28 protein-coding genes and 1 tRNA gene are annotated in these 25,737 nt (G+C 65.1%); 26 read left to right on the top strand and 3 right to left on the bottom strand.

The genetic code is table 11. The features are described 5' to 3' along the window. The first annotated feature begins 31 nt into the window (after positions 1-31). From dnaB to lipB, 16 genes are all read left to right on the top strand, one after another. Positions 32-1,459, top strand: coding sequence for a replicative DNA helicase (gene dnaB, locus IIB36_11660; GenBank protein MCH7532396.1), 1,428 nt, complete (start codon positions 32-34; stop codon positions 1,457-1,459). Beyond that, the gene (gene ispD, locus IIB36_11665; protein ID MCH7532397.1) at positions 1,456-2,163 is read left to right on the top strand and encodes a 2-C-methyl-D-erythritol 4-phosphate cytidylyltransferase; all 708 of its coding nucleotides are present in this window, start codon (positions 1,456-1,458) and stop codon (positions 2,161-2,163) included. The genes dnaB and ispD overlap by 4 nt, the downstream gene beginning before the upstream one ends. Further along, positions 2,156-2,845 carry a threonylcarbamoyl-AMP synthase gene (locus IIB36_11670; protein MCH7532398.1) on the top strand — a complete coding sequence of 230 codons (690 nt, stop codon included), beginning with the start codon at positions 2,156-2,158 and terminating at the stop codon, positions 2,843-2,845. The genes ispD and IIB36_11670 overlap by 8 nt, the downstream gene beginning before the upstream one ends. Continuing rightward, positions 2,829-3,323 (top strand): low molecular weight protein arginine phosphatase, encoded by a 495-nt coding sequence (locus tag IIB36_11675; protein ID MCH7532399.1) that lies wholly within the window; start codon positions 2,829-2,831, stop codon positions 3,321-3,323. Before IIB36_11670 ends, IIB36_11675 begins: the two co-directional genes overlap by 17 nt. Next, on the top strand, positions 3,323-4,162 hold the full coding sequence (aroE, locus tag IIB36_11680) for a shikimate dehydrogenase (protein ID MCH7532400.1): 840 nt from the start codon (positions 3,323-3,325) through the stop codon (positions 4,160-4,162). Before IIB36_11675 ends, aroE begins: the two co-directional genes overlap by 1 nt. Before the next feature lie 278 nt (positions 4,163-4,440). Continuing rightward, on the top strand, positions 4,441-4,911 hold the full coding sequence (locus IIB36_11685; GenBank protein MCH7532401.1) for a ComF family protein: 471 nt from the start codon (positions 4,441-4,443) through the stop codon (positions 4,909-4,911). Between the two features lie 50 nt (positions 4,912-4,961). Next, positions 4,962-5,990 carry a type I glyceraldehyde-3-phosphate dehydrogenase gene (gene gap / locus IIB36_11690; protein ID MCH7532402.1) on the top strand — a complete coding sequence of 343 codons (1,029 nt, stop codon included), beginning with the start codon at positions 4,962-4,964 and terminating at the stop codon, positions 5,988-5,990. Between the two features lie 53 nt (positions 5,991-6,043). After that, a complete protein-coding gene (locus tag IIB36_11695; protein ID MCH7532403.1) occupies positions 6,044-6,640 on the top strand; it encodes a sigma-70 family RNA polymerase sigma factor in 597 nt (198 codons plus the stop codon). Next, positions 6,630-9,491: a TonB family protein gene (locus IIB36_11700; GenBank protein ID MCH7532404.1), complete on the top strand. Its 2,862-nt coding sequence runs from the start codon at positions 6,630-6,632 to the stop codon at positions 9,489-9,491. The genes IIB36_11695 and IIB36_11700 overlap by 11 nt, the downstream gene beginning before the upstream one ends. Positions 9,492-9,495: 4 nt before the next feature. Further along, positions 9,496-10,701: a phosphoglycerate kinase gene (locus IIB36_11705; GenBank protein ID MCH7532405.1), complete on the top strand. Its 1,206-nt coding sequence runs from the start codon at positions 9,496-9,498 to the stop codon at positions 10,699-10,701. 5 nt (positions 10,702-10,706) lie between these two features. Then, positions 10,707-11,456, top strand: coding sequence for a triose-phosphate isomerase (locus IIB36_11710; GenBank protein MCH7532406.1), 750 nt, complete (start codon positions 10,707-10,709; stop codon positions 11,454-11,456). 68 nt (positions 11,457-11,524) lie between these two features. After that, positions 11,525-11,893, top strand: a complete 369-nt coding sequence (secG, locus tag IIB36_11715; protein MCH7532407.1) for a preprotein translocase subunit SecG — start codon at positions 11,525-11,527, stop codon at positions 11,891-11,893. Positions 11,894-11,922: 29 nt separating this feature from the next. Further along, a complete protein-coding gene (locus IIB36_11720; GenBank protein MCH7532408.1) occupies positions 11,923-12,972 on the top strand; it encodes a thiamine pyrophosphate-dependent dehydrogenase E1 component subunit alpha in 1,050 nt (349 codons plus the stop codon). 10 nt (positions 12,973-12,982) lie between these two features. Beyond that, positions 12,983-14,005 carry an alpha-ketoacid dehydrogenase subunit beta gene (locus tag IIB36_11725; protein ID MCH7532409.1) on the top strand — a complete coding sequence of 341 codons (1,023 nt, stop codon included), beginning with the start codon at positions 12,983-12,985 and terminating at the stop codon, positions 14,003-14,005. Positions 14,006-14,093: 88 nt separating this feature from the next. Further along, positions 14,094-15,500 (top strand): 2-oxo acid dehydrogenase subunit E2, encoded by a 1,407-nt coding sequence (locus tag IIB36_11730; GenBank protein MCH7532410.1) that lies wholly within the window; start codon positions 14,094-14,096, stop codon positions 15,498-15,500. Positions 15,501-15,509: 9 nt separating this feature from the next. Then, the gene (gene lipB / locus IIB36_11735; GenBank protein MCH7532411.1) at positions 15,510-16,175 is read left to right on the top strand and encodes a lipoyl(octanoyl) transferase LipB; all 666 of its coding nucleotides are present in this window, start codon (positions 15,510-15,512) and stop codon (positions 16,173-16,175) included. A 685-nt stretch (positions 16,176-16,860) separates the two neighbouring features. On the opposite strand, the gene rnhA is transcribed toward lipB, so the two are convergent. Further along, positions 16,861-17,442, bottom strand: a complete 582-nt coding sequence (gene rnhA, locus IIB36_11740) for a ribonuclease HI (protein MCH7532412.1) — start codon at positions 17,440-17,442, stop codon at positions 16,861-16,863. A gap of 84 nt (positions 17,443-17,526) precedes the next feature. Here rnhA and carA point away from each other — a divergent pair, with 84 nt between their 5' ends. From carA to IIB36_11790, 10 genes are all read left to right on the top strand, one after another. Beyond that, positions 17,527-18,645, top strand: coding sequence for a glutamine-hydrolyzing carbamoyl-phosphate synthase small subunit (gene carA / locus IIB36_11745; GenBank protein ID MCH7532413.1), 1,119 nt, complete (start codon positions 17,527-17,529; stop codon positions 18,643-18,645). A gap of 141 nt (positions 18,646-18,786) precedes the next feature. Next, positions 18,787-19,086 (top strand): integration host factor subunit beta, encoded by a 300-nt coding sequence (locus IIB36_11750; GenBank protein ID MCH7532414.1) that lies wholly within the window; start codon positions 18,787-18,789, stop codon positions 19,084-19,086. 83 nt (positions 19,087-19,169) lie between these two features. Next, positions 19,170-19,727 (top strand): RNA polymerase sigma factor, encoded by a 558-nt coding sequence (locus IIB36_11755; protein ID MCH7532415.1) that lies wholly within the window; start codon positions 19,170-19,172, stop codon positions 19,725-19,727. Next, positions 19,724-20,200 (top strand): zf-HC2 domain-containing protein, encoded by a 477-nt coding sequence (locus IIB36_11760; protein MCH7532416.1) that lies wholly within the window; start codon positions 19,724-19,726, stop codon positions 20,198-20,200. The genes IIB36_11755 and IIB36_11760 overlap by 4 nt, the downstream gene beginning before the upstream one ends. Further along, a complete protein-coding gene (locus IIB36_11765; GenBank protein ID MCH7532417.1) occupies positions 20,197-20,838 on the top strand; it encodes a hypothetical protein in 642 nt (213 codons plus the stop codon). The genes IIB36_11760 and IIB36_11765 overlap by 4 nt, the downstream gene beginning before the upstream one ends. Before the next feature lie 61 nt (positions 20,839-20,899). After that, positions 20,900-21,151 carry a molybdopterin converting factor subunit 1 gene (gene moaD, locus IIB36_11770; GenBank protein ID MCH7532418.1) on the top strand — a complete coding sequence of 84 codons (252 nt, stop codon included), beginning with the start codon at positions 20,900-20,902 and terminating at the stop codon, positions 21,149-21,151. A 2-nt stretch (positions 21,152-21,153) separates the two neighbouring features. Next, a complete protein-coding gene (locus IIB36_11775) occupies positions 21,154-21,630 on the top strand; it encodes a molybdenum cofactor biosynthesis protein MoaE (protein ID MCH7532419.1) in 477 nt (158 codons plus the stop codon). 3 nt (positions 21,631-21,633) lie between these two features. Beyond that, a complete protein-coding gene (gene moaA, locus IIB36_11780; protein ID MCH7532420.1) occupies positions 21,634-22,608 on the top strand; it encodes a GTP 3',8-cyclase MoaA in 975 nt (324 codons plus the stop codon). A 91-nt stretch (positions 22,609-22,699) separates the two neighbouring features. Next, a complete protein-coding gene (gene mdh / locus IIB36_11785; GenBank protein MCH7532421.1) occupies positions 22,700-23,641 on the top strand; it encodes a malate dehydrogenase in 942 nt (313 codons plus the stop codon). 222 nt (positions 23,642-23,863) lie between these two features. Beyond that, positions 23,864-23,936 (top strand) — tRNA-Asn (locus tag IIB36_11790). Between the two features lie 88 nt (positions 23,937-24,024). On the opposite strand, the gene IIB36_11795 is transcribed toward IIB36_11790, so the two are convergent. Both IIB36_11795 and IIB36_11800 read right to left on the bottom strand, forming a co-directional pair. Then, on the bottom strand, positions 24,025-24,324 hold the full coding sequence (locus IIB36_11795; protein MCH7532422.1) for a hypothetical protein: 300 nt from the start codon (positions 24,322-24,324) through the stop codon (positions 24,025-24,027). A 22-nt stretch (positions 24,325-24,346) separates the two neighbouring features. After that, positions 24,347-25,501 carry a hypothetical protein gene (locus tag IIB36_11800; protein MCH7532423.1) on the bottom strand — a complete coding sequence of 385 codons (1,155 nt, stop codon included), beginning with the start codon at positions 25,499-25,501 and terminating at the stop codon, positions 24,347-24,349. Positions 25,502-25,737: the final 236 nt, after the last annotated feature.

The raw sequence follows: 25,737 nt of genomic DNA on the forward strand, positions 1-25,737 counted from the left end.
TGCGCTTGACGGCGTATTTACCTTAGGAGTAATGGAAGCCTCACCGAACTTCGCCCAGGCCGTATTCGATCGGATCCCTCCGTTCTCGCTCGAGGCGGAGACCGCCGTATTGGGCGGCATGCTGATCGACCGGGACGCAGTGCCGCGGGCCGTCGAGTTCCTCAACGACTCCATGTTCTATCGGGAGGCGAACCGACGGCTCTACCGGGCCATGGTCCGCCTCTTCGAGCGCGGGGACGTGATCGACGTGATCACGGTCTCGGAGGAGCTCAAGAAGACCGGCGAGATGGAAGCGGCCGGGGGGTTCGACTATCTCGCCGCGCTCGTCGATGCCGTGCCCACGGCGGCCAACCTCGAGTATCACGCGCGCATCGTTCGCGACAAGGCGTTGCTGCGGCGACTCGTCGAGCAATCGTCGCAAATCATCCGCGATGTCTATGACCAGGGTGAGCGCGAGGTCGATGAGATCCTCGATCAAGCGGAAGCCCGGATCTTCCAGGTCGCGGAGAGCCACAAGCGAGAGGGCTTCGTCTGGATCAAAGAGGTCCTTTGGTCGACGTTCGAGCACATCGAGCGGCTTCAGGAGTCCGACAGTGGCATCACGGGCGTGGCCACCGGATTCCGGGACCTCGACCGCATGACGACCGGGCTGCAGAAGGGTGACCTGGCGATCGTCGCGGGGCGCCCCTCGATGGGTAAGACGTCGTGGGTGCTCAACGTCACCGCGAATGCCGCGATCTCGAACAACATTCCGGTCGCTGTCTTCTCACTCGAGATGTCGGCCGAGCAGCTCGTCCAGCGACTCCTGTGCGCCGAAGGGCGTATCGACGCGCTGAAGCTGCGGAGAGGGCGCCTCTCGCCGGAGGAACACCAGCGGCTCGCCGCCGCGGCCGGGCACCTCAACACCGCGCCCATCTGGATCGACGATGCACCCGGCAGCAACGTGCTCGAGATCCGCGCCAAGGCGCGTCGCCTCCAGTCGGAGTTGCGCGCCGATGGCAAGGATCTGGGCATGATCGTCATCGACTACATACAGCTGATGTCGGGAGCCGGGCAGACGGAGAACCGCGTGCAAGAGGTCAGCCAGATCTCTCGCGGCCTGAAAGCACTCGCTCGCGAGCTCGAAGTCCCCGTCGTGGCGCTCTCCCAGCTGAGCCGCGGGCCCGAGCAGCGGACGGACAAACGACCCATGCTGTCGGACCTCAGGGATTCCGGTTCGATCGAGCAGGATGCCGATATCGTCATGTTCCTCTACCGGCCCGAGTACTATGCTTCACCGGAGAAGCGTGAGGAGCTCGAGGGGAAGGCGGAGTTGATTGTGAGCAAGCAGAGAAACGGCCCGACGGGCGTCGTGGAGTTGTACTTCCAGAAGGCCTACACTCGGTTCGACTCTGTTCAGCGCGGGCCCGGAGGGAGCGCAGGCGGACCACAGAGCGAGGGACCGAGCTTCGATTCATGACCGGCCCGCGGGACAGGTCTGAATCGGTTCCTCGAGTGGGGGTCGCCGTGCCCGCCGCTGGACTCGGCGTTCGCATGGGCGGATTGAGGAAGCCGTTCCTCGAGCTCGCCGGTGAGCCGGTACTTCGCCACGCGCTCCGGCCGTTCTTGTCCGAGCCTCGTGTCGTGGCGATCGTCGTCGCGCTCGCACCGGACGACGCCCGGGAGCCCCCTGCGTGGATCACCGACCTCGACGGTCGCGTAAAAGTCGTGGCCGGAGGCGACACGCGAACCGACTCGGTCCGGAACGCGATTCGTGCGCTGCCCGACGACGTGGACATCATCGCGGTTCACGACGCCGCGCGGCCGCTGGTGACCAGCGCCATGATCTCGGAGTGCATCGATGTCGCGGCTGAAGGGCGCGGGGCAGTCGCAGGGTGCCCTGCGGTCGACACCCTGAAGCGAGTCGACGAACAGGGGCGCGTGGTCGAGACTCCGAGTCGAGTCGCGATGTGGCATGCGCACACACCGCAGGTCTTTCCGGCCGATCTTCTCCGGCGCGCATACGAGGGAGCTGGGAGTGGCACGGATGACTCCGCGCTCGTGGAGTCCGTCGGGGGCAGGGTCCAGATGGTCGATGGCGGATCCACCAACATCAAGGTGACTCGGCCCGAAGACATCCCGATCGCGGAAGCGATTCTGGCTGCCCGGAACGACCATGCCTGAACGCGGCCCGCCCCCCTTTCCGATCACCCTTCTCGGGCGCCGCACCGACCTCCGCGAAGATCCAGAAGCCGATCTCGCGAAGGTTGTCGCGCACCTGGAGGGCGACGGCGTGATCGCTTATCCGACCGAGACCGTGTACGGCTTCGGTTCCCTGGGCACGCTCTCGGGCATCCGCAGGGTGCAGGAGCTCAAGCACCGGGAGCGCGACAAGCCTTTGATCGCCCTCGTACCGTCGGCGGCCTCGGTGGAAGCGCTGGAGTGGACCGACGAAGCGAGGGAGCTCGCGTCGATCTTCTGGCCCGGGGCGGTGACCCTGGTACTGGGGGACCCCCGCGGTATCTTCCTTTCGGGTGTGCGCAGCGTGGACGGAACGGTCGCGGTGCGGGTGAGCCCACAGCCGATCGTGGGACGACTCCTTGAGCGACTGGGGGTCCCGCTCACGTCGACAAGCCTGAACGAACCGGGGCGGGAGCCTGCCCGGTCGGGGACCGAGGCGGCCGCGGTGATCGAACGACTCGGGCGAAGCGACGTATGGCTCCTGGATGGGGGCACGCTTCCGGAATCCAGCCCCTCCACGATCATCGACTGTACGAGCGGCACGCCGACCGTGCTGCGGGAGGGTGCCGTTCCGGTGGGCAGGCTCCGCCGCGTGATACCGGAGATTCATGGAAACCATTCCTAACGTGGAAGGCGGGTTCCGCCTCCTGCTCGTGTGCGCGGGCAATACTTGTCGGAGCCCGATGGCAGCGGCCATCGCGCGTCGCGCGGTCGCCGAGCTGGGCTGGCAGGGCTTCGAGGTCCGCTCGGCGGGCGTTAGTGCTTTCGACGGAGATCGCGCTTCCGGTGGAGCGGTTCGCGCGGTAGCCCGGAACGGTCTAGACCTGTCGGAGCACGGTGCGACGCTGCTCAGCCCCGAGCTAGCCGAGTGGGCCGACCTCATCTTGGTGATGTCACCGGGCCACCTCGTGAAGGTCGTGGAGCTCGGTCGAGGCGAGAACGCGGCGCTGATCACATCGTTCGCCGAGGGTGGAGAAGAGGACGGCACGGTATCGGTCCCCGACCCCATCGGGGGTCCCGATGAGCACTACCTCGAGACCTTCGAGTTCCTCGAACGGCTGATCGATCGAGCCTTCCGGCGCCTCGAGCCGGTGGTCGAGTAATGAGCGTCACGGCATCGACTCGCGCTCTTGCCTTGTTGGGCGATCCCGTTGCGCACTCGATGTCTCCGACGATCCTCAACGCCGCGTTTTCGGCAGCCGGTGTCGATGGGGTCTACGTGGCCGTTCGCTGCGCCTCAGACGACCTTCAAGGCTTCATGCGGGGTCTGTCCCGGGCAGGTGGCGGCGGAAATGTCACGCTCCCGCACAAGGAGAAGGCCGCCTCGGTTGTGGACGTCGCGAGTCCCGCTGTGCGTCGAACCGGGGCCTGCAACACCTTCTGGGGCAACCAGGACGGGAGGGTCCACGGCGATAACACCGACGTGGACGGTTTTCGGCGGGCGCTCAAGAGCTTCGTCGAGGGCTCCCCGGCGGGGATCCGCGTCCTGCTCCTCGGTGCCGGCGGTGCCGCCCGCGCAGCGTTGATGGGCTTGCTCGAGGAGGACGCCGCCGAAGTGCTCATCTTCAATCGCACGGCCGAACGTGCGCGCGTGGTTGCGCGTCGAATCGGGGGACACAAAACGAGAGTCGCACCGATCCTCGAGGGATTGCGAAGCGAAAGCTTCGATCTCGTCGTGAACGCTACCCGGTTGGGCCTCGGGGAATCCGATCCCTCACCGCTGGACTTCGAGATCCTCAACCGAGTCGGTGGCGCGATGGACCTCGTATATGGCAGGAAGCCGACTCCGTTCGTTCGCGCGGCCGAAGCGCTGGGAATCCGGGCGACCGACGGGGCGGAGATGCTCGTCCAACAGGCGGCGGCCTCGTTCGAGCGGTGGTGGAACAAGCCCGCTCCAGTGGAAGTGATGCGTGCCGCGATGAAGGGGAGCCAACCCGGGTGAACGCGGCATCATGGGCTGCAGACTTCACCCGTCTGTTGCTGCCGGCCGGCTGCATATCCTGTGGAATCTGGGTGCCAGGGGGAGCGGCGGCGCCGCTCGTGTGCGCCCGATGTCGAACCCGACTCAAGGTGGCACCGTGGCCCCGCTGCGGGCGGTGCCACTTTCCCAGCGGCACTGGACGCGCGAGCGATTTGCAGTGCCGCGGCTGCCGGGACTGGTCGGCCCCGCTTTCCGCTGCGCGCTATGCATACGTGCTCGCGCCGCCCGCGGATGACCTCGTGCACGCGCTCAAGTACGAGGGGTGGCCGGAATTGGCCCCGCTCATGGCTTCGGCGATGACACCGCTCTCGGTCCCAAGCGACCGTGGGCGAGAGCTCGTAGCGCCGGTCCCGACGACCACACGGCGCCTGCGAACACGTGGCTATAACCAGGCGGGCTTGCTCGCCGAATGCTACGCCAGCGCCCGTTCGCTGGCGCTGGAAGAGCTGCTGGTACGCACTGGGGCGAGTGCTTCTCAGACGTCGTTGCACCCCTCCGAGCGGCGCGCGAACGTGGCTGGCGCGTTCTCCCTGGCCGCCGGGGCCGCGGCGGTGCTGGACGGGTCCCACGTCCTCCTGATCGACGACGTGCTCACCACAGGAGCGACCGCCTGTGAAGCCGCCGAGACATTGATCGCGGCCGGGGCCGCGCAGGTCACTCTGATCGCCTACGCGAGGGCCCTGCCGGACGACCCGCTCACGGCCGCCTAGGCGTTACCTTTTAGGCTGCCTCAGCACTCGATCCAGTAGGAGCCACGCTCATGCCAATCCGGGTAGCCATCAACGGATTCGGTCGCATTGGCCGCAACGTTCTTCGCAGTGCGAAGCAGGCCGGCGGTGCTGACATCGACTTCGTCGCCGTGAACGATCTCACCGACGCCGCGACGCTCGCTCACCTGCTAAGATACGACTCCGTGCACGGGCGCTACCCTGGTACCGTCGAAGTCGGTGAGGGCAGCCTGGTCGTCGACGGCGACGAGGTCACTGTCTTCAGCGAGCGCGACCCCGCCCAGCTCCCATGGGCGGACCTCGGGATCGACATCGTAATCGAGTCGACGGGCCACTTCCTGGACCGTGATGGCGCTGCCAAGCATCTCACCGCGGGCGCGAAGAAGGTGATCATCTCCGCCCCCGCGAAGAACGAGGACATCACCATCGTGCTCGGCGTGAACCACGATCAGTACGATCCCGACAGTCACGATGTGATCTCCAACGCGAGCTGCACGACGAACTGCCTCGCGCCGGTGGTGAAGGTCCTCACAGAGAGCTTCGGATTCCGACACGGACTGATGACGACCATCCACGCGTACACGAACGACCAGAGCATCCTGGATCTTCCGCACAGCGACCTCAGGCGCGCTCGTGCTGCCGGCATTTCTATGATCCCGACCACCACCGGCGCCGCGAAGGCGACCGGGCTCGTATTCCCGGCCGTCGCGGGTCGCATCGACGGCATGGCCCTTCGTGTGCCGATCGCTGACGTGTCCATCGTCGACGTCGTCGTCGAAGTGGAGAAGGACACCACGGCGGAAGAGGTCAACGCGGCCTTCCGGGACGCCGCGAGTGGTGCCCTGGAAGGCATCCTGGACGTTTCGGACGAGCCTCTCGTCTCCATCGACTACCGGGGAAACCCACTCAGCTCGATCGTCGACGCGCTCTCCACCTCGGTCATGGCGGGCCGGATGGTGAAAGTCCTCTCCTGGTACGACAACGAGTGGGGCTACTCGAATCGTGTCGTGGACCTCGTGCGCTACGTCGGGGAGCGCCTCCCGGCGCCCGTCGAGGCCTAGGCCCGCGTCGCGCACGTGTAAGGTCAGTGGCTAAGTCCCCGTATACGAGGGCGATGCAGACACTGCAAAGAGTATCCGACCCAGCGACGGGCGTGGCTCCGGCCCGCTCGCTTTCGGGACTACCGCACGACTTCGGGACGTGGTTTCGTGAGCACCAGAGTGCCGTCTTTCGTTACATACGCTTCCGGGTAGCCACGCGCGAAGCGGCCGAGGATGTGACCTCCGACGTCTTCATGAAGGCATTGAGGTCGTTCGATCGGTACGACGCTTCCCGGGCGTCGCCTCGCACATGGCTCCTGCGCATCGCTCGCAACGCCGTGACCGACCACCTGAGAGCCCTGAAGCGGAGGGGCTCGCTCCACGTATCTCTCGACCGGATCCCGGATCTGGTCGCCAATGTGCCTTCGGCGGAAGAACGAGTCATCAAACAGGAGCGGATTCAGAGGCTGCTGAACGGAAGTCAGATGCTGGGGAAGGCCGATCAGGACATCCTCTCGCTCCGATACGGTTCGGGGCTCCAGAACGCCGAGATCGCCGAGCACCTGGACATCAGCAACAACGCTGTTGCTGTGCGTCTCCACCGCGCGCTAAAGCGCCTGAAGGACGTGGTGCAGGATTCCACGGCGGACATGCGGGACCATGAAGAATAGATTCGACAGCGTGGCCTTGCGGGTGCCCGATGAGCTGCGCTCGTTGGATGCCGAGCTGTCCTCGATCCGCTATGAGGAACGGCCCTCGTTCGGACCCGAACTTCAGGCGGAGCTGTCACAGGAATGGGATCGTCTGGAGTCACGGCGGCGGACTTCGTTCCGTCCGTTTCCGGCCGCCGTTTTGGTGGCGCTGCTTCTGATGACCGCCGCGGTGCCTTCGGCTCGAGCATCGCTGGTCCGTCTGATCGGCGCATTCCAAAGTGACGAAGCCGATTCGGCGGATGTGCCGGCAGAGGTGCAACTCGCTGAGCCGGACCCGACACAGGTGGTTGCCGGGTCGCCGATCGTCGAGGAGACGGAAGAGGCGGCTGAGCGCGGTACGGTGCCGATGGATCTGCCGGCAGCGCCGGAGGCGATCGACCGGACCGAGTGGCCCGCGCCGACATTGCCCGAGGTGAAGGATCGCGCTCGTTTGGAGGCGCTGGTGGGTCGGGGCTATCCCCTGACGCTTCAGCGTGCGGGGGTCGGTGGCTCCGTAGCGCTGATGCTCTGGGTCGACTCGACAGGATCGGTCGATTTCGTGAACCTTGTGCAGGGCTCGGGCGTGCCTGAGCTCGACGGCGTGGCGCTTCGGGTAGCCCCGTCGATCCGCTTCGTGCCCGCCACCAGGCGGGGAAAGGCGGTTGGAACTTGGGTCGAGTTCCCCATCGTCTTCCAGGCGAACCCGGATGCGATCGATCCGCTTGCGTTTCCGGTCGTAGACCCGTTCGACGGCCCGGAAATCGACGAACCGCTCGACCTGACGTTGATCCCCGAGTGGCAGGGTGAGATCGCTCTGCTGGCTCCTGTGCAGCGGGAGGCCGGAGAGCTTCTCGAGGCCGCAATCGACGACGACCGCGTCATCGAAGAGTTGGGTCCCATCGAGTCGATTCTCGCCGGGGAGCCCCCGGCGGGCGTCGCCCCGACTCAGTGGCGCTCGGAGGTCAGTTTGGTGCTCGAGCAGGCGATGGTCCGCGACCCGAACAATCCGGCTCCACTGTTGGCGCTGGCCCGGATCCGTCGGAAGCAGGGCTTGCGAACCGAAGCGCGCGCGCTCTTCGAGCGTGGTGTGCAGCGCGCTGAGCGAGCGCGTGGTGGCGTCAGTCCAAGCCTCTTTGCCGAACTCCATTACCAGCGGGCGACGCTGATCAAGGAAGCTTGGCTCGCGTACCGCGATCTTGGCCGAGTGTCCGCGGACGCTTTCGGCGCGGCAGCGTGCGCCCCGGTCACGTCGAGGGGGCGAGCCGACGGTGACTTCGCTTCGGCGGACCGGCTCATCGCTTGGAACTACCTCTGTCCAGCGGCGCTCGCTGACGTATTGGATTCCGGTTTCGAGGCGACGGATCAGCGAGGGGCAGATGATCTCGCTGAGATGATGGGGTCGTTCCACACCGCCGTTACTGCCTATCCGGAGCATGTCGGCGCGAACGTCGAAGTCCTGCTTGCGCTGGCCGACGAGGGCCGTTGGAGCGAGGTCCTCGACGGTGCCCGGCGCTTCGTGCGAGCCTCCGGAGGCCACCCCTACGGGTTGCTCATCGGTGGTCTGGCGCTCCAGCGCCTGGCTCGATCGGACGAGGCCCAGAACCAGTTCACGCTGGCGCTTCGCGGTTTGCCCGAAACCGAGGCGGACGCGCTTCAGGACGTGCACTTCGTTCTGGACGAAGAAGGTCTTGCCGACTATCGGCGCGCTTCGGGCGACGACCGCAGGGACTGGGAGAAGCGGTTTTGGGCTCCGCTCGACCCCATCCTGTCGACCTCGGTGAACGAGCGGTCCGTCGAGCACATCGCGCGCTCGGCGTACGCCCAACTGCGCTTCGGATCGGCTGACAGCGACCCGGCCGAGGTTTGGATTCGCTATGGGCGGCCCACCGACGTCAAGGCCATCGGACAGAGCGCGGGACTCCGCACTGAGTTCTGGGACTACGGTGCCGGCCCCGACTTCACGTTCTCTAGGATAGGCTCTTCGCTGGCGATGGACCTGACCACGGAAGGGCGTGCGTACGTGGACGACCTCCGCGAGGTGCTTCCGCATCGTTACGGTGCCGCGAGCCGGAGGGTGTTCACGCTTCCGGGGCAGGTCACGCGCTTCTATGGCGGTGAGCCCGGAGTGCTCGAGGTCCAGATCCACACCGAGGTGCCAGAGTTCCTCGCGAGTGATCCGTCCGATACGCTCGACCTCGGGCTCTTCTTGATGGACGCCGAGGGGAACAAGATCTCCGTCACGCAGCGTCGCATTAGAGCCGAAGTCGCCCCGGTTTCGATACGGGCACTGACCTCACCGGAGGTCGCGAGCGTGGTAGTCGAGTTGTTCAACCGGAGGACCGGCCAGGCCGGCTCGATCCGTGAAGCCGTGACTCCGCTGGTCGTGCATCAGTCGGTGGCGGTTTCGGACCTGCTCCTGGTCCGGCCGACAGGGTCGTCGAAGGACGTCTCGCGCTACGCGAAGTGGCTCGAGCCGCTCTCGCTCGTCGGCCCACTGGATACTGAAGCAGTTGGAGTCTACTTCGAAGTATACGAGACAGGAGCTTCCGTGCCTTGGTACCGACTGCGTGCCGAGGTCGTGGATCGGGAGACCGGTGTCGTGACCGGCGTGCCGATCCGTCCCGCCGGCGAAAAGGGCTTCCGACCGACCTGGGATCGGTTCCCGGCCGCGGGCGGCCTCACGAGCGAGTTCCTCACGGTCGCGCTCAGTGACGTCGAGCGGGGTAGGCACACACTCCGAATCATCGTTGACGTTCCGGAGGTTGGTGCCGGCATCGTCGCTCAGCGTGACCTGGATCGGCGCGAGGACCCGGATCAGAACTGGGACTGAGCCCCTGAAGAAGACCCTCGCCGACATCGACCGAACGACCCTGGGCGGTCGCACGGTTCTGGTCCGCGCGGATCTCAACGTGCGTGTGGAGTCCGGCCGCGTCTTGGACGTCCAGCGCATCGAGGCTTCGCTGCCGACGCTCACGGTGCTCCGCGAATCCGGCGCTCGCACGGTCGTCCTGTCCCACATGGGTCGGCCGAAGGGACGCCCGAATCCGGACTTCTCGCTCGCCCCCGTAGCCGAGTACCTGGGCGGTCGGCTCGGGACCGCTGTGGCCTTCGTACGGGACGCCGTTGGCCGGGGCGGAGAGAATGCGGTATTCGCACTCGATGACGGAGAAATCGCGTTGCTCGAGAACACCCGCTTCCACCCGGGTGAGACCGTGAACGAACCGGAACTCTCGGCCACCTGGGCCGGCCTGACCGACCTGTTCGTGAACGACGCATTCGGGGCCGCTCATCGGGAACATGCCTCGACAGCGGGTCTAGCGAGGGCGGTGAGAGAGCGAGGTGGCGAAGCGGTCGCGGGACTCCTGATGGCGCGTGAGCTCGAGTTCCTGGGGGATGCGCTCGAGAGCCCTGAGCGACCCTTCGTGGCGATCCTCGGCGGAGCGAAGATCTCGGGGAAGATCGATGTGGTCGAGGCGCTCCTACCGCGTGTGGATCGCCTGCTCATCGGGGGGGCGATGGCGAACACGTTCTTTCGTGCGATGGAGTTGGCTACAGGCGAGTCACTCGTCGAAGAGGATCGCATCGACATGGCGGCCGAGTTGATCCAGGCCGCTGGGGACAAACTCACCCTACCCATGGACTGCGTGGTGACGGACGAGATCTCCCACGACGCGCCGGGGCGAGTGGTGGCTCGGACGGAAGTCGGCGAGACGGACCGAATCGTTGACATCGGCCCTGAGACGTGTGCCATCTACCGGGGCATCGTCTCCCGCGCCCGCACGGTCGTCTGGAACGGACCCATGGGGGTATTCGAGATCCCGGCGTTCGCCGCAGGCACGGTGGAGCTGGCGCGCGCCGTAGCCGATGCGTGTGACGAGGGAGCGCTCGGCGTCCTGGGAGGGGGGCATTCGGCGGCGGCGGCAGAGCAGGCCGGTGTCGTCGACCGGCTGAGCCACGTATCAACCGGCGGCGGCGCCTCGCTCGCGCTGCTGGCGGGGGCGGCGCTGCCCGGGGTCGAGTCACTGAGCGATAGGGAGTAGGCCGGATGGCTGTGATCGCTGGCAACTGGAAGATGAATATGGGTGCGGCCCAGACGCGGGCCTTTTTTGCCGGGCTGACCCTGGACGAACGCGGCGGGAAGAACGAGCTGCTGATCTTCCCTCCCGTGGTCTCATTGGGGGTCGCCGCGGCGTGCCCCGAGCGCGATCCCCGGATTCAGATCGGCGCACAGAACATCCATTGGCAGGATGGGGGCGCGTTCACCGGTGAGACCTCCGCCGCGATGGCGGCCGAAGTCGGAGCTAGCCACGTCCTCGTCGGCCACTCGGAGCGACGGCACGTCTTCGGCGAGACCAACGAAGAGGTGGCCTTGAAGATCGCGGCTGGCTGTCGGCATGGCCTGGTTCCGGTGGTTTGCGTGGGAGAGACCCTCGCAGAGCGGCAGGACGGTAGGGTCGATGAGGTCATCCTCGCGCAGTTGGATGCGGCGCTGGAGGCGCTCGAGGGTGACGACGGCCGGTTCTTGCTCGCGTACGAACCGGTCTGGGCCATCGGCACCGGAGAGACCGCGACCCCGGACGACGCGGCAAATGCCCACAGGACGCTTCGGACTAGGCTCGAGGTTGCCCTGGGCCTCGCGGCCGCCGCGCGCACGCCAATCCTGTACGGAGGCTCCGTACAGCCGGGTAACGTCGCCGATCTGCTCGCTGCCGCGAACGTAGACGGCGTGTTGGTCGGCGGCGCCAGCCTGGATCCCCATTCCTTCGCCGAGATCGCAGCAGCAGGGGGCGCCTAGAAGGCGTTGACACCCCTTTGGACCTCATCGACGTTTAACGTCTCACTTTGAAGGGATTCATAGCAGAGATGTACGGATTCTTGCTCGCTGCCCTCGTATTGGACGGCATCTTCATGACGGTCATCATCCTCCTCCAGTCCGGAAAGGGGGGGGGGCTCGCAGCCGTAGGCGGGGGCGCCGCCATGACCGAAGGCATCCTCGGCGGCCGCCAGGCCACCACGGTGCTGACGCGTGCCACATGGACTTCCGGCACCATCTTCATGCTGCTGGCGCTGGTTCTTTCCATCATGTCCTCGCGTGCCCGGCAGCCTTCGTCCATCATCCAGATCGAAGCTCCAGTGACCGCGCCGGCGCCGGTTCTACCCGGACTCGGGAATCAGCCCGCGCAGAGCCCGGGAAACGTGGACGCCGGAGATCCAGGCAACTCGGGGAACTGACCCCTTCCGAGCCCCTGACTCGATGAGCCGTGGCTGAAAACCTTTCTCCAGGGCTCGACCGCGACCAGCTCCTCGAGCTGTATCGCGCCCTGTGCCTAACGCGGGCAGCTGAGGAACGCCTCGAGCTTCTTCAGAAGCAGGATCATGTGACGGGCGGCCTGTACCGCTCGCTGGGACAGGAAGCGGGCGCCGTCGGGGCGGCGTTCGCACTTCGGCGCCGGACGGACGGCACGGGTGACTTCTTAGCTCCGACCGTACGCGCAGCGGGAGCACTCTTCGTCTTCGGCGGAGAGCTGATCGACTTTTTCCGTCAGTACATGGCGCGCGCCACGGGCCCGACCAAGGGTCGCGAGGCGAACGTACACTGGGTCGACTATCAGAAGGGCTTCGTGGGTCCGGTGTCGCCCCTGGGGACCATGCTCGGGGTCATGGCGGGCATCACGCTCTCCTTCAACCTCCGCGGCGAAGACCGGGTGGGCATGGTCTTCTACGGCGACGGCGCGTCTTCGACCGGGGCGTGGCACGAGGGGCTGAATTTCGCAGCCGTCCAGCGCTGCCCTCTGATCCTCATGGTCGAGGCCAACGAGTGGGCGTTCTCGAGCCCGACCGTCAAGAACACCCGCCTCGGGAGCTTCACGCAAAAGGCACCGGGATACGGGATCGGAGCCGAGTCGGTCGACGGGACCGATGTCGTCGCCGTATACGAGGCCGTGGCCCGCGCCGCTACTCGCGCGCGTTCCGGCGAGGGAGCGCAGATGGTGGAGCTGCGCTACTTCCGCCGCCTGGGGCACGCGCAGCATGATCCTATGGACTACGTAGACCCCGCGCTCATCTCAGAGTGGGAAGCCCGCGATCCGATCGAGCTCTTCCATGCCCGTATTCTCGATCGCGGATGGGCCCCGGAGGATGAGCTGCAGGCGATTCGCCAGGAGGTCGAGGATCAGTGTAGGTCTGCTGCCGAGCGTGCGATGGCTGAGCCGGTTCCTCACGGGCCCGACGCGGTGGACGACGTATACACCGACGTGCCGATGCCCCACCCCTGGACGCGGGCTGAGGTGCCGGACCCGCGCACCGCGTGAGAGACCGATCATGAGCCGAGCCGTCCCTGAGCATCTGCAGAAGACCGCACGGGGTGAAGCGGTCACGCTGTTGGAGGCGATCAGCGAGGGCCTATACGAGGAGATGGTGCGCGACGACAGCGTTTTCCTGATGGGGGAGGACATCGGCGTGTACGGTGGGGCCTTCAAGGTCACGCGCGGCTTCCTGGAGGAGTTCGGTGACCGCCGCGTGATCGACACACCGATTGCCGAAGGGGGCTTCACCGGGGCCGCAGCCGGGGCCGCTCACATGGGGCTCCGGCCAGTGGTCGAGATGCAATTCATGGACTTCATCTCGCCCGCATACGATGTGCTGACCAACTATATCGCGACCTCGCTCTACCGTGGAGCCGGGCCGATGCCCATGGTGATCCGAGGGCCGGTGGGCGGCGGGAACCGCGGTGGGCCGTTCCATTCGCAGAACATCGAGATGGCGTTCTTCCACACGCCAGGGCTCAAGATCGTGTACCCGAGCACGGCGTACGACGCGAAGGGACTCATCAAAGCCGCGATTCGTGACGATAATCCGGTCATCTTCGAGGAGCACAAGGGGCTCTATCGGGCTCCGGCGCTGCGCGAGGTTCTTCCGGCCGAGGACTACGTCGTCCCGCTCGGTGAGGCCCGCACGGTACTCGAGGGCGAGGACCTCACGATCGTCACGTACGGAGCGATGGTTCACAAATCGGTTGAGGCCGCGCGGACCCTCGAGGGCGACGGCGTCAGCGTCGAGGTCATCGACCTGCGGACGCTGCTCCCGCTCGACGAAGACGCGATCGTTGAAAGCGTGAAGCGAACGGGGAGGCTGCTCGTCGTGCACGAGGACACACGGACCGGAGGCATCGCAGGCGAGATCGCGATCAGGGTCAGTGAGAGGGCGTTCGAGTGGCTGGACGGCCCGATTCTGCGGGTGACGGCCATCGATGCGCCCGTCCCGTATGCGGGCTCGCTGGAGGACTACTTCCTCCCCCAGACGGACGATATAGTAAAAGCGGCGCGCTATCTCGCCGCCTATTGATTCTAGAAGAAGCACCAAGGACCGAAGGGCGGCGCCGAGGGTAAGCGACGCGTCGCTACCCAGAAACGACAGAGCGGAGTGATCGAGCGTGGCTCGCATTGAAGTCCCGATGCCCCAGATGGGTGAGTCGATTGCTGAGGGCACCGTCTCGAAGTGGCTCAAGCAGCTCGGGGATGCCGTCGAGCGCGATGAGCCCATCTTGGAGATTTCGACCGACAAGGTCGACGCGGAGATCCCGGCGCCCGCGTCGGGGACGTTGGTGGAGATCTCGGTCGAAGAGGGCGAGACCGTCGAGGTCGGCACCACGATGGCGTTCATCGATACCGACGGCGCCGCGCCGTCCGCCACCGCACAGGCTGCGGTTGCTGCGCCAGCAGCGACGGCGCCCGCCGCGGAAGCGCCCGCACCGGCACCGCCGACCGCTATCTCTGCCGCGGCTCCGTCGGATGGCACGGAGAGCGTCGCGGAGAGCGCCGAGGATCGGTTGCGCACTCGCTCTACTCCAGTCGTCAGGAAGATCGCGGACGAACAGGGTGTCGATATCGCGAGTGTACCGGGGACCGGGCATGCCGGTCGCGTGACCAAGCGGGACATCCTGAGCTTCATCGAATCGGGTGCCGGAGCGGTTCCGGCCCAGCCCGCTGCTCCTGCCGCTCCCGCTCCCCCGGCTTCTGCCCCCGCCGCGGCGCTGTCCATTTCAGCCTCGGCTCCTGCTGCCGCCGCAGCGGCTGCTTCCGATCTGTGGTCCGCGTTCTACGGCGAGGTTCAGCATCCCGAATACCCGGTCCGCGCAGCCGACCAGGTAGAGCCGATGGACAAGATCCGTCTTCTCACTGCCGCGCACATGGTCATGGCCAAGCGGGTCGCGCCGCACGTTCACTCGTTCATCGAGATCGATTTCTCGGCGGTCGACCGCATCCGGTCCGCCAACAAGGCCCGCTGGGCGGCACAGGGCGCGCGCGTCAGCTACACGGCCTTCGTGGCGTGGGCGGTATCGCGTGTGCTGCGTGACTTTCCTATGGTCAACTCTGCGGTCTCGGGAAACAACGTGATCTACCGAGGCAACGTGAACCTAGGGATGGCGGTCGACCTCAACCCGGGCTTGATCGTTCCAGTGATCCACGACGCGGACCACCTGGGGCTCATCGGGATCGGCAACAAGATCGTCGACGTGGCAACGCGCGCGCGCGACCGACAGCTCATGCCGGCCGAGATTCAGGGTGCGACGTTCACCATCACGAACCCCGGGGTGCTAGGTACGCTGGTGGGACTCCCGATCATCCCCAAGGGGACATCGGCCATCCTCGGCACGGGCGCGATCGAAAAGCGCGTCGTGGTGGTCTCGGACTCGGAGACCGGGGCCGATTCAATGGCGATCCGGAAGCGGTCACTCTTCTCACTGGCGTACGATCATCGCATCGTGGACGGCGCGGACTCCGCGCGCTTCCTTTCCGCCCTCAAGGAGATGCTCGAGAGCTTCCCCGAGGACGCATGATCGCGGAGCATGAGCGCACAGCGTAGGACCCTGGCGCTACGAGAGCTGGGAGTCGTTCCGTATGCTGAAGGACTCGAGTTACAAGCCGAGTTGGTGAGCAAGCGGCGGGCCGCCGACATCCCCGACACGCTTCTACTTCTGGAACACCCGCACGTTCTTACGCTCGGTTCGAGCTCTGACCCGGCTCATGTCCTTGCGGACCGGACCGAGCGGGATCGCCTGGGCATCGAGCTCTTCAAGTCGGGAAGGGGCGGGGACGTCACGTATCACGGACCCGGCCAGCTCGTGGCATACCCGATCTTGGACCTCAAGCCAGACCGCAAGGACCTGCACCGCTACCTGAGAGACCTGGAGACCGTGCTGATCGGAGTGGCGGCGTCATTCGACGTCCAAGCCGAGCGAAGCGAAGGTCTGACCGGTGTGTGGACCGAGATGGGGAAGCTCGCCGCGATCGGTGTCAGAGTCTCTTCGGGGTGGATCACGTCTCATGGCGTGGCGCTCAACGTGTCAACCGACCTAGACTATTTCGGCACGATCGTGCCCTGTGGGATCTCGGATCGGGACGTGACGTCGCTCCAGCGCGAGCTAGGTCGTCCAGTGAGCGTCCCGGAAGCGTCGGAATCCTTCGTCGAACGCTTCGCCGACGTCTTTTCGTGCGATATTCTTGTAGCGTAGACAACAAAGATCGGCGCTTCTGGCCGCTCTCGCGACCGCCTTTTCTTAGGTGAATTTCAAGTTCTGGATGGGCAGGAACCCATTTGTTTCCAGAAAGAATGTTCCCCAATCCATATGTTTACGGTACGGCCCGAACAAACCTCGAAAAAACATTTGGCGTAGCATCTAACATGTTATGTAACATGCGTTTAGGTCGTCGTACGTAGAACCGCAGATGTTTCTCCACCGGACCCTTGCGATCGTGTCCCTGAACCGGTATCTATCCTTTGCAATTCAGATGCGGCTCATCGAAAGACGATGGCGTTGGTCATCCCTCAGATGAATCTGAAGAGTGAGCTGCCGGGCGCGACGGCGTAGCGGTGGTGAGGTGAACCGGAACTTGGGATTTCTGGGGATCCAGGTGGGGGAGTTCGCTGACCCCCATCAGAAGCCCCGAAAGCGAAGGGGTGCTCTCGGTCGCGGACCGCGTGACATACGAGGGTGATAAGGAGAGAGGCCTGGCCGCCTGCACGAGGGCGGACCCAAGCAAGGCCAGGATCCGACAGCGCAGTAGGGAGCTGAAGGCGCAGCGTGAAGCGGCCAGAACAGTCCCTCGAGGAAAGGGCCCGATCGTAGGCGACTACGGTTCGGGCCCTTTCGCTTTTCTTGAGGGGTCATCTTCGGCGCGGGCCTGCGTTGGGACCTCCTACTTCCTCGCGAATCGCTCCGCCGGCGCCTGGAATTCCGTGTGATCCAGGTATTTCCCCTTCTCGCGCTGGCCGTCGAGCCACTCCTGGAAACCCGAGGCGACGAGGCCGCCCGATTTGGAGCGCTCTTTCGCGGCGGTGGTCGCAAGGTGGTTGGCGTACTCGTTTTCGGGGTGCCCTGCGTGGCCCTTTACCCAGCGTGGACGCATGTCGTGGCGTTGAAGCGCGGCGTCGAGCTGCTTCCAGAGCTCCAGATTCTTGATCGGGCCGGCCTTCCTCTTCCAACCTTGTCGCTTCCAGCCCGGCATCCACTCGGAGATTCCCTTCACGAGGTACTGGCTGTCCGAGAAGAAGTGAATCGTGCAGCGACGCTTCAAGGCCCGAAGCGCCTCGAGCGCGCTACTGAGCGCCATGCGGTTGTTGGTCGTGTCCGGCGCGCTGATCCAGTAGTCCCGCCGCTCCCATTCGCCATCCTTCCAGACCTCCAAGAGGCCTGCGGCTCCCCCGGGATTAGCGCTCTTCTGGAACTGGTTGCCCAGGCACGATTCATCGGCGTGGATGTATACGACGTCGGCGCTCATCGAGTGCTCCTGAGAAGTGGCGGCTCAAACTCACCGTTGGTAGCTTTCGCGCCAAGACCCGCCACCGACCACTGCGAGGATCTCCTGGAAAGCACAGCCTACCTACTCCTGGAAGACGGTCGCCGCTTCGACGGCGATTTCGTGGGCGCGGTCGATCTCGCGCTGGGTGAAGTGGTCTTCAATACATGCATGACGGGGTATCAGGAGGTCCTGACCGACCCGTCGTACACGGGCCAGCTGGTCACGATGACGTACCCGCTCATCGGCAACTACGGCGTCAACTCCGAGGACCGGGAATCCCCAGTGCCTCAGGTTGCCGGCTTCATCGTTCGTGAAGTGTCGCGGCTCCACTCCAACTGGCGCTCCGAAGGCGGCCTCGGCGCCTACCTGAAGCGGAACGGCATCACGGGGATCGCCGATCTCGACACGCGTGCGCTCACGCGCCACATCCGTTCAAAAGGCGCGATGCGTGGGGCGATCGCTCCGGTGGGGATGTGCGAGGAGAAGGTGATGGAGGAGGTGCAGGCGCATCCGCTCATGGAGGGTCGCGACCTCGCCTGTGGAGTCTCGACAGAGCAGCCGTACTCGGTCCCCGCCGTCGGGGAAGAGCGCTTCCACGTGCTCGCGTACGATTTCGGTGTGAAGGCCCACTCCCCCAGGCTGCTTGCCGAACGTGGGTGTCGGGTCACTGTCATTCCTGCGGACACGCCCGTGGAGAAGATCCTCGACGATCCGCCGGACGGCATGTTCGTGTCGAACGGACCCGGAGACCCAGCGGCAGTCGAGCAGGCGGTGGCCGCGATCCTCGAGCTCGCAAAGGCCGATATCCCGGTCTTCGGAATCTGTCTGGGGCATCAGCTCATCTGTCGCGCTTATGGAGCGAGCACCTTCAAACTCCCGTTCGGACACCACGGTGGGAACCATCCCGTGAAGAACCTCGACAGCCAGAAGGTGGAGATCACTTCTCAGAATCACGGTTTCGCGGTGAGCGGCGGGGAAGGCGACGAGATTCCGGGGGCCCCCGACCTGCGGCTCACGCACGTCAACCTGTACGATCTCACGGTCGAGGGCGTCGAACATCGCGAATATCCTGTGTTCTCTGTGCAGTACCATCCGGAGGCCGCCCCGGGGCCCCACGACAGTCGCTACCTCTTCGACCGGTTCCTCGAGCTCATGGAAGAGCGACGAGAGCCCTCCGCCTGAACCAGACCCCACACCTAAGTCCATTTGTCACAACGATTCCGGTCACCTTGCGGTCGTGCGAGGCCGTCGTTACCGTGCTTGCCCACTTAGCGAGGCAGCTGGATTCAGAAGCCCATTGAAAGACGCTCTTCTGGAGGAACCATGACGAAGGCGGACCTGGTTGAGCAGGTGGCCGAAGCGATCGGTCCTGGGATCACCAAGAAGGACTGCGCGCTCGTCGTGGATGGTTTTCTGAACGCCGTGAAGCTTGCGCTCGCGAACGGCGACAACATCGAGATCCGGGGCTTCGGCACGTTCAAGGTGAGGAAGCGGAAGACGCGCGTGGCTCGCAACCCCCGAACCGGGGATCCGGTCGAAGTGCCGTCGAGGTCCGTGCCCGTGTTCAAACCCTCGAAGCATTTCCGTAGCCGCGTCGCCAGGCTGGACGAAGCTTCCGGCTAATTCGTGGGCGGACCGTTCCTCGGTCGATTCGCCGAGTCCCCTCCCCGTTTAACGTTTCGGGGCGCGCGCGCGTCTGACGTTCGGTGAGGGACGACGAACGGTCGGGCGCGATTCTTTCCGACGAGGAGTTGGTCGAAAGGGGGCGCGCCGGTGACGACGCTGCCCTCAGCGGTTTGGTAGAGCGACATCACGCGGCTGCGTACCGCGTGGCGTTCGGATTGCTGCAGGACGATGATGCGGCGCAGGACGTGGTGCAGGACGCGTTCATCAAGGCGTTTCGAGCGCTCGGAGGGTTCCGGGGCGAGGCGTCCTTTCGAACCTGGGTCCTCACCATCGCGCGCAACGAGGCGCGAGGCGCGTTGCGCCGAAGAGGACGCCGGAGAGAGACGGCGCTAGAGGATGCGGGGCCGGTGCGGTCGGAGCAGAAGGCGCCGGACACGGAAGCGGTCGATGCGCAGGAGGCCGCGCGGGCGCGAAGGATGATGGAAACGTTACCGGAGAAGCAGAAACTCTCCGTTACGCTTAGGATAGAAGAGGGGCTGAGCTTCAAGGAGATCGGCGAGATCATCGGATCCAGCGAGGGTGCTGCCAGGGTCAATTACTTTCATGGGATCCGACGGCTCAGGGAGTTGATGCAATGAGCGATGTGAAGTGCGAAACGGCGCGGGAGTGGATTCCCGACTACGTGAGTGGGCGACTCGCCAAGCTCGATGCCACGTCGGTGCAGTCGCACCTGAGGGCTTGCGATGAGTGCAGAGCCGAAGTCGGGCTCGCACGCCTGATATTCGAGTCTCGTGTCGACGTGCCGGACGGGCTCGCGAATCGGGTCCGCGATGCCGTGCGTTACGACCGCACATCGATCAGCCGTCCCTGGTGGGGTATCACCGCGGCCGCCGTGGCGGCTCTCGCCCTCGGTATCGGCATCTCTTTCGACCGTGCTGAACAACCCGAGTCGGCGATTCCGAGCTACGCGTACGAGCTCGAAGACGGAGAGCTGTGGCTCAGTGACGACGGCCTCATCGCAGGCGCTCCGGCGCTCGATGCTCTGAGCGACGAGGCGCTGCTGCAGTTTCTAGATGAACTGGACGTGGGTGGAGCGGGAGGTGCGGTATGAGGACATTGCAGTTGGCCAGGTCGGGATTCGTGCTTTCTCTGTTGGTTTCGCTCCTCATGGTTGTGCCGTTAGAGGCGCAGCGGAGGCCGCCGATGGTGCGGAGAGGGCAGGGGCCAGAGAGGATGGAGCTGGAACGGCGCGTACGCGCGCGCATGGCCGAGATGATGCGGGAGCAGCTCGGCCTCAGCGAGGAGGAGGACGCCCGCCTCAACGAGGTCGTCCAGGGATTCCAGGAGCAGCGCCGGCAGGTGGGACGTCAGGAGCAGGCCCTGAGACGCCGCGTCGAGGCTCTGATGCTCGAAGGTGGGCAGGACCAAGCCGAGGCGGCGGAGTTGCTGGAGCGCATGTCCGCCCTGCGGATCCAAGAGGCAGAGCTATTCCGGGCGGAGCACGAGGCACTGCTCGAGGTTCTCACGCCCATCCAGGTTTTACGGCTCGTGGCCCTACGAGAGCAGCTCGGTCAGCGTATCCGGCGCCTCCGCGGCCAGTCAGGACGCGGGGACGGCCGGGGCGGCCGCCGCGGTGGCGGCGATGTGCGACCGGGTGGCGGCCCTGGGCAGTTCGGGGGTGGACATGCGTTCCGTCGGCCTCACTGGTCCGAGCTGTCAACGCTCGGGGGTTTCTCAGAGGAACGTTGACGTAGCCTGCGGGGTCTCCCAAGCTCAGTCGACTCGGCGCGCCGCTCTCTCTGAGGGACTCATGTCCGTTTCTGTCCGTACGCTCTTTTTTGCCGCCTACCGTGATCGGCTCGGGCTCTCCGAGCTGACGGTGGAGCTCGCGCAGGGCGCTACGGTTGCCGACCTCGTGGCAGAGTTGAGGGGCCGGGGATCTCCGTTCGACATCTTGCCGGAGCAGCCTGCGGTGGCTGTCAATCGCACCTACGCGATGCTGGACGAGCCCCTTGGCGCAGGAGACGAGGTCGCGTTCATCCCGCCCGTCGCGGGTGGCTGACCATGATCTTTGCGCGGGTGGCGGCCGAAGCGATCGACCCGGCCGAAGTTCTGGCTCGGGTTGGGTCCGACCGAGACGGCGCGACGGTGCTCTTCCTGGGCGTCGTCCGTGATCACGCCGACGAGCGACCGGTCTCGGGCATGCGCTACGACGCCTACCAGGAGATGGCCGGCGAGGTCCTGAGGACGATCGCTGAAGAGGCCGCTGAGCGCTCGGGCACGGACCGCGTTGCGGTCGTGCATCGCTTCGGAGAGCTGGCGATCGGTGAGGTCAGCGTGGCGATCGCCGTCTCGAGCCCGCACCGCGCAGAGGCGTACGAGGCGTCACGGTACGTGATCGAGCAGCTCAAGGAGCGTCTTCCCGTCTGGAAGAAGGAGCACTACATAGACGGGGTCTCCGAGTGGGTCGAAGGCACCGTGCCGCCGGGCACCGCGTCGGGCAGTGAGGCCGCGGCCGTTGGGAAAGGGGGCGACGCGTGATCGATCAATTTGGGCGGAGCCGTGCAGTACCTACGCATTTCAGTCACTGACAAGTGCAATCTGCGGTGCGTGTACTGCATGCCGCTCGAGGGGCTGCCCTGGCTCAAACGCGAGGAGATTCTCTCGTACGAAGAGATCGCGCACGTCGTGCGCACTATGGCGGGAATGGGGCTCGAGCGCGTCCGTATCACCGGAGGCGAGCCGCTAGTCCGCCGTGACCTTCCCGATCTCGTGCGCATGATCGCGGCGGTGCCGGAGATCGAGGATCTCTCCCTGTCCACGAATGCGGTGCTGCTCGCCGAGAACGCCGAAGCGCTCAAGCAGGCCGGAGTACAGCGGCTCAACATCTCCCTGGATTCCCTGCAGGCGGATCGCGTGGACGCGATTTCACGCCGGCCCGGCTCGTACTCCAAGATCATGGAAGGGCTCGATGCCGCCGAGCAGGTCGGTTTCACGCCTCTGAAGATCAACGTCGTGCTCATCCGCGGGCAGAACGACGACGAGATCGAAGACTTCGCGCGCATCACGCGCGAGCGCCCCTGGCACGTGCGTTTCATAGAGCTCATGCCCACCGGGGCCAACCTCGACCTGAGTGCGAACAGCTTCGTGTCATGCGTCGAAGCGCTGCGCCGCGTCCGCGCGATGGAAGAGCTGGAGGCGGTCGACGGTCCGTTCGGGAACGGGCCCGCCACCTACTATCGGTTTCCCGGTGCTCCGGGAACCGTCGGGGTCATCACCCCGATGAGTCACAACTACTGCGACCGGTGCAATCGCATGCGGCTGACGGCTTCCGGGCAACTCCGCCCGTGCCTCTTCGGGGACATCGAAACGAACCTGCGCGACCCGCTCCGCGCAGGCGAGGACTTGCGGCCGCTCATCGAGGAAACGCTCCGCATCAAGCCGGAGCGGCACTACCTCATCCAGGGCAGTGACGTGGGGTCCGGTGGGCTCGTCGCACTGTCTCAAACCGGCGGGTAGACCGCGGCAAGCAGGTCGTTATACTCCACGTGCGACCGAGGATCACGTCGTTCGATCTCTGAAGAGAACCCCCGCGGAGCCATATCGTCCCATGAGCGCGAAGAAGATCACAGTAGTCGGTGCCGGGCACGTCGGCGCCACTTGCTCGCAGCTGCTCGCGCAACAGGAACTCGCCCGCGAGGTGATCCTCGTCGACATCGCCGAGGGGATTCCGCAGGGCAAGGCGCTGGACCAGTGGGAGAGTGCGCCTATCCAGGGCTGTGACTCCCGCATGATCGGCACGAACGGTTATGACGAGGCTGCGGGCTCCGACATCTTCATCGTGACGGCCGGTGTCGCGCGCAAGCCTGGCATGAGCCGGGACGATCTTCTGAAGATCAATGCCGGAGTCGTCCGCTCCGTGTCCGAGGAGATCAAGCGCGTTGCGCCCGACTCGATCGTCATTGTGGTGACGAACCCGCTCGACGTGATGGCACAGGTCGCGCTCGAGACAACCGGTTTCCCCCGGAAGCGCGTGATTGGAATGGCCGGCGTGCTCGACACGGCACGCTACCGCTCATTCATCGCGCTCGAGCTCGACGTCAGCATCGAAGATATCCAGGCGCTCGTGCTGGGAGGGCACGGCGACACGATGGTGCCGCTCGCGAGCTACACGTCGGTGAGTGGAATTCCGCTCAGCCAGCTTCTCGCTCAGGACCGCATCGACGCGCTGGTCGAGAGGACGCGGAAGGGCGGCGGCGAGATCGTCGCGTTCCTCAAGACGGGGAGTGCGTACTACGCGCCGGCGGCCGCCGCAGTGCAAATGGCTGAGGCGATGGTGAAGGACAAGAAGCGCATCCTGCCTTGTGCGGCTTGGCTCCAGGGCGAGTATGGCATGAACGATATATACCTGGGAGTCCCTTGCGTGCTCGGTGAAGGCGGTCTCCAGCGTATCTTGGAAGTTGAGCTCGATGCTGACGAGACGGCGGCCTTGCAGAACAGCGCAGAGCACGTGCGTTCGACGGTCGCCGCATTGAAGGAGCTTGAAGCGTAGCGTTGACGCCGACACGGTTGTCCCGCAAACTTCCGCCATGATGAACTCGTTCTGTAATTCGAATTCGAATCGAAATTGCCATCCCGTCAGGGGAGGCGGCGACGAGCTCGTGTAGCTAAGCAGACAGCACGCGAGACGGCCGCGATCCCAGGCAGGATCGCGGCCGTTTTCGTGGACGGTTCAGAAGCGAAAGCGTGAGAACCGATACTGTCAGCGAAGCGATGGGGTGTAGCTCAACCGGCAGAGCGCCTGGCTGTTAACCAGGAGGTTGGTGGTTCGAACCCACCCGCCCCAGTGTTGTAAGATAAAGCGCCGTAAGGCTTTACGGCTCTGCGGCGCTTCCTTTGTCTGGCTAGGTGTCTTTCGAATGTCTCCCGAGATCGTCACCGCCAGGAGATTTGGGCGATCCCGACGCCTACGAGGAGTAGGGTCGCGGCGACCAGAGCCCCCGTCAGGAAGTTCAACGCCCGAGCGTACCTACCGCTGGCCGTGGCGGCGTCAGTGTTCGACTGAATCAGGTCGTCCACCATCTTCCCAAGGCTCTTCACCACATAGATATCGACGACAACTCGGGCCTGGATGCCCTCTGCGGTATTCGCGGTGAGTGACTGCGTTATGAACTCCGCTTCCTCATCGGTGAGGTCGAGCGTGTCCACCAGGCTCCTTCCCACTTGAACGGTCATTTCTTGGACCCTCCTTCTGGTTTCACCGATTCTCCACCACCCTCAGCGCCGTCGCTGGATCTGCGTGCTGGTAGCTGAGCTTCAACGCTTGGGTGCTCTTCCATCCGCCGGTAGCCGCAACATCAACGTCCGGTAGAGTCTTCCTCTCGGTCGCCCAGAGCCGTCGGTAGGCGTGAGCAACGCTCCCCACCAGCTTGGGTAGCCCAGCGGCTTCCTCAGCCCGCAGAAGCCACTTAGCGACGACGTCGGCCCGGATGGCCTGGCCGACATTCTTCGTGGCAGGGAAGAGCGGCACGGCGCCGACGCGCGGATTCTGACGCAGGTAGGCATCTACCGATTCACGCGCGTACGTCGACAGCGGCGAGATGCTCAACAGCCCGACCTTATCGTATTCGTCGGACCACCTGATCGCTCCATGCGGCGACGTGCTCGCGCTGCGCTCATCCATGCCGGCGCCGGCGAGTGCCGTCCGGACATCGTCTGTCGTCCGGAGCACGTCGTTTGCCCGGAGCTCACACACAGCGCCCAACCGCCGGCCCGTGTACCTGAGAAGCGAGAGGATGCACCGGACCCGCCCGTCATGGTCCACGGTGTCCACATGCTCAAGCGTGGACAGGAACCGCTGGTGACTCGCTACCGGGCGTCGAACGTTCTTCTCCTTCGGCCATGTGACGTCGTGCAGCGGGTTGTCCGGGAGCAGCCGGCGCCCACTGACCTTGTGACGGCGAGCCCAGTTGAATACGGAGCTCAACCATGCGAGGTCATGCGCGATCGTCGCGTCCCGCACTCCGTTCATCTTCCGGCCGCCTCGGTCGGGCGCGAGCTCGCCCGATCGTCTGATCCGCACGTAGGTGTCGACGTCAGTCTGTGAGATGTCCTGCACCATCCGGTCCCGGCGCCAAGCTTCCTCGAAGAGGTCGCGGCGTGTCTCGGCTAGCTGACGCCACTCGGGCGAGAGCCCGGGAGCCTTGAGCCGGAAAAACGCGCGGAAGACTTGGCCGAGGGTCAGGGTATCCGGGGTCACGCCCGTCAACCGGGCTTCGGCAATCTCCCGAGCGATGGCCCGGGCGCGTTCCTCAGCCAGGCCCCTCGACATCGTCTCGAGTGACTTTTCGACCTTCACGGTGCGCCGCTTCACGCGGCCCGAGGCATCGGTATACTCCTCGCGGCGTTTCACGATCGAGTACCAGATCATACGTGAGCCGGCGCGGCGGAAGAGGCGCGGTTCGTGATGTTGCAGTTTGGTGAAGGTAGGGACCGCTGGGTCTGATGTCGTCTTGGTCACCAACTGGTTCACCGAGCTTCGCGAGCGGATGGGCGGTAATTGAAGGCTCAGATCCCCTGGCTTCGCGTCTTCGTGGAAGGCGTGGTGATCGTCGGGTCTGTGATGGGTTGACACCGCCTTCCCCTTGC

The sequence above is a fragment of the Gemmatimonadota bacterium genome (assembly GCA_022560615.1).
Taxonomy (GTDB): Bacteria; Gemmatimonadota; Gemmatimonadetes; order Longimicrobiales; family Gaopeijiaceae; genus UBA1138.

Bases quoted from the DNA above. Each gene is read 5' to 3' on its own strand.
- dnaB (MCH7532396.1), top strand. From the start codon at position 32: ATGGAAGCCTCACCGAACTTCGCCCAGGCCGTATTCGATCGGATCCCT.
- ispD (MCH7532397.1), top strand. From the start codon at position 1,456: ATGACCGGCCCGCGGGACAGGTCTGAATCGGTTCCTCGAGTGGGGGTC.
- IIB36_11670 (MCH7532398.1), top strand. From the start codon at position 2,156: ATGCCTGAACGCGGCCCGCCCCCCTTTCCGATCACCCTTCTCGGGCGC.
- IIB36_11675 (MCH7532399.1), top strand. From the start codon at position 2,829: ATGGAAACCATTCCTAACGTGGAAGGCGGGTTCCGCCTCCTGCTCGTG.
- aroE (MCH7532400.1), top strand. From the start codon at position 3,323: ATGAGCGTCACGGCATCGACTCGCGCTCTTGCCTTGTTGGGCGATCCC.
- gap (MCH7532402.1), top strand. From the start codon at position 4,962: ATGCCAATCCGGGTAGCCATCAACGGATTCGGTCGCATTGGCCGCAAC.
- IIB36_11695 (MCH7532403.1), top strand. From the start codon at position 6,044: ATGCAGACACTGCAAAGAGTATCCGACCCAGCGACGGGCGTGGCTCCG.
- IIB36_11700 (MCH7532404.1), top strand. From the start codon at position 6,630: ATGAAGAATAGATTCGACAGCGTGGCCTTGCGGGTGCCCGATGAGCTG.
- IIB36_11710 (MCH7532406.1), top strand. From the start codon at position 10,707: ATGGCTGTGATCGCTGGCAACTGGAAGATGAATATGGGTGCGGCCCAG.
- secG (MCH7532407.1), top strand. From the start codon at position 11,525: ATGTACGGATTCTTGCTCGCTGCCCTCGTATTGGACGGCATCTTCATG.
- IIB36_11725 (MCH7532409.1), top strand. From the start codon at position 12,983: ATGAGCCGAGCCGTCCCTGAGCATCTGCAGAAGACCGCACGGGGTGAA.
- lipB (MCH7532411.1), top strand. From the start codon at position 15,510: ATGAGCGCACAGCGTAGGACCCTGGCGCTACGAGAGCTGGGAGTCGTT.
- rnhA (MCH7532412.1), bottom strand. From the start codon at position 17,442: ATGAGCGCCGACGTCGTATACATCCACGCCGATGAATCGTGCCTGGGC.
- IIB36_11750 (MCH7532414.1), top strand. From the start codon at position 18,787: ATGACGAAGGCGGACCTGGTTGAGCAGGTGGCCGAAGCGATCGGTCCT.
- IIB36_11760 (MCH7532416.1), top strand. From the start codon at position 19,724: ATGAGCGATGTGAAGTGCGAAACGGCGCGGGAGTGGATTCCCGACTAC.
- IIB36_11765 (MCH7532417.1), top strand. From the start codon at position 20,197: ATGAGGACATTGCAGTTGGCCAGGTCGGGATTCGTGCTTTCTCTGTTG.
- moaD (MCH7532418.1), top strand. From the start codon at position 20,900: ATGTCCGTTTCTGTCCGTACGCTCTTTTTTGCCGCCTACCGTGATCGG.
- IIB36_11775 (MCH7532419.1), top strand. From the start codon at position 21,154: ATGATCTTTGCGCGGGTGGCGGCCGAAGCGATCGACCCGGCCGAAGTT.
- mdh (MCH7532421.1), top strand. From the start codon at position 22,700: ATGAGCGCGAAGAAGATCACAGTAGTCGGTGCCGGGCACGTCGGCGCC.
- IIB36_11795 (MCH7532422.1), bottom strand. From the start codon at position 24,324: ATGACCGTTCAAGTGGGAAGGAGCCTGGTGGACACGCTCGACCTCACC.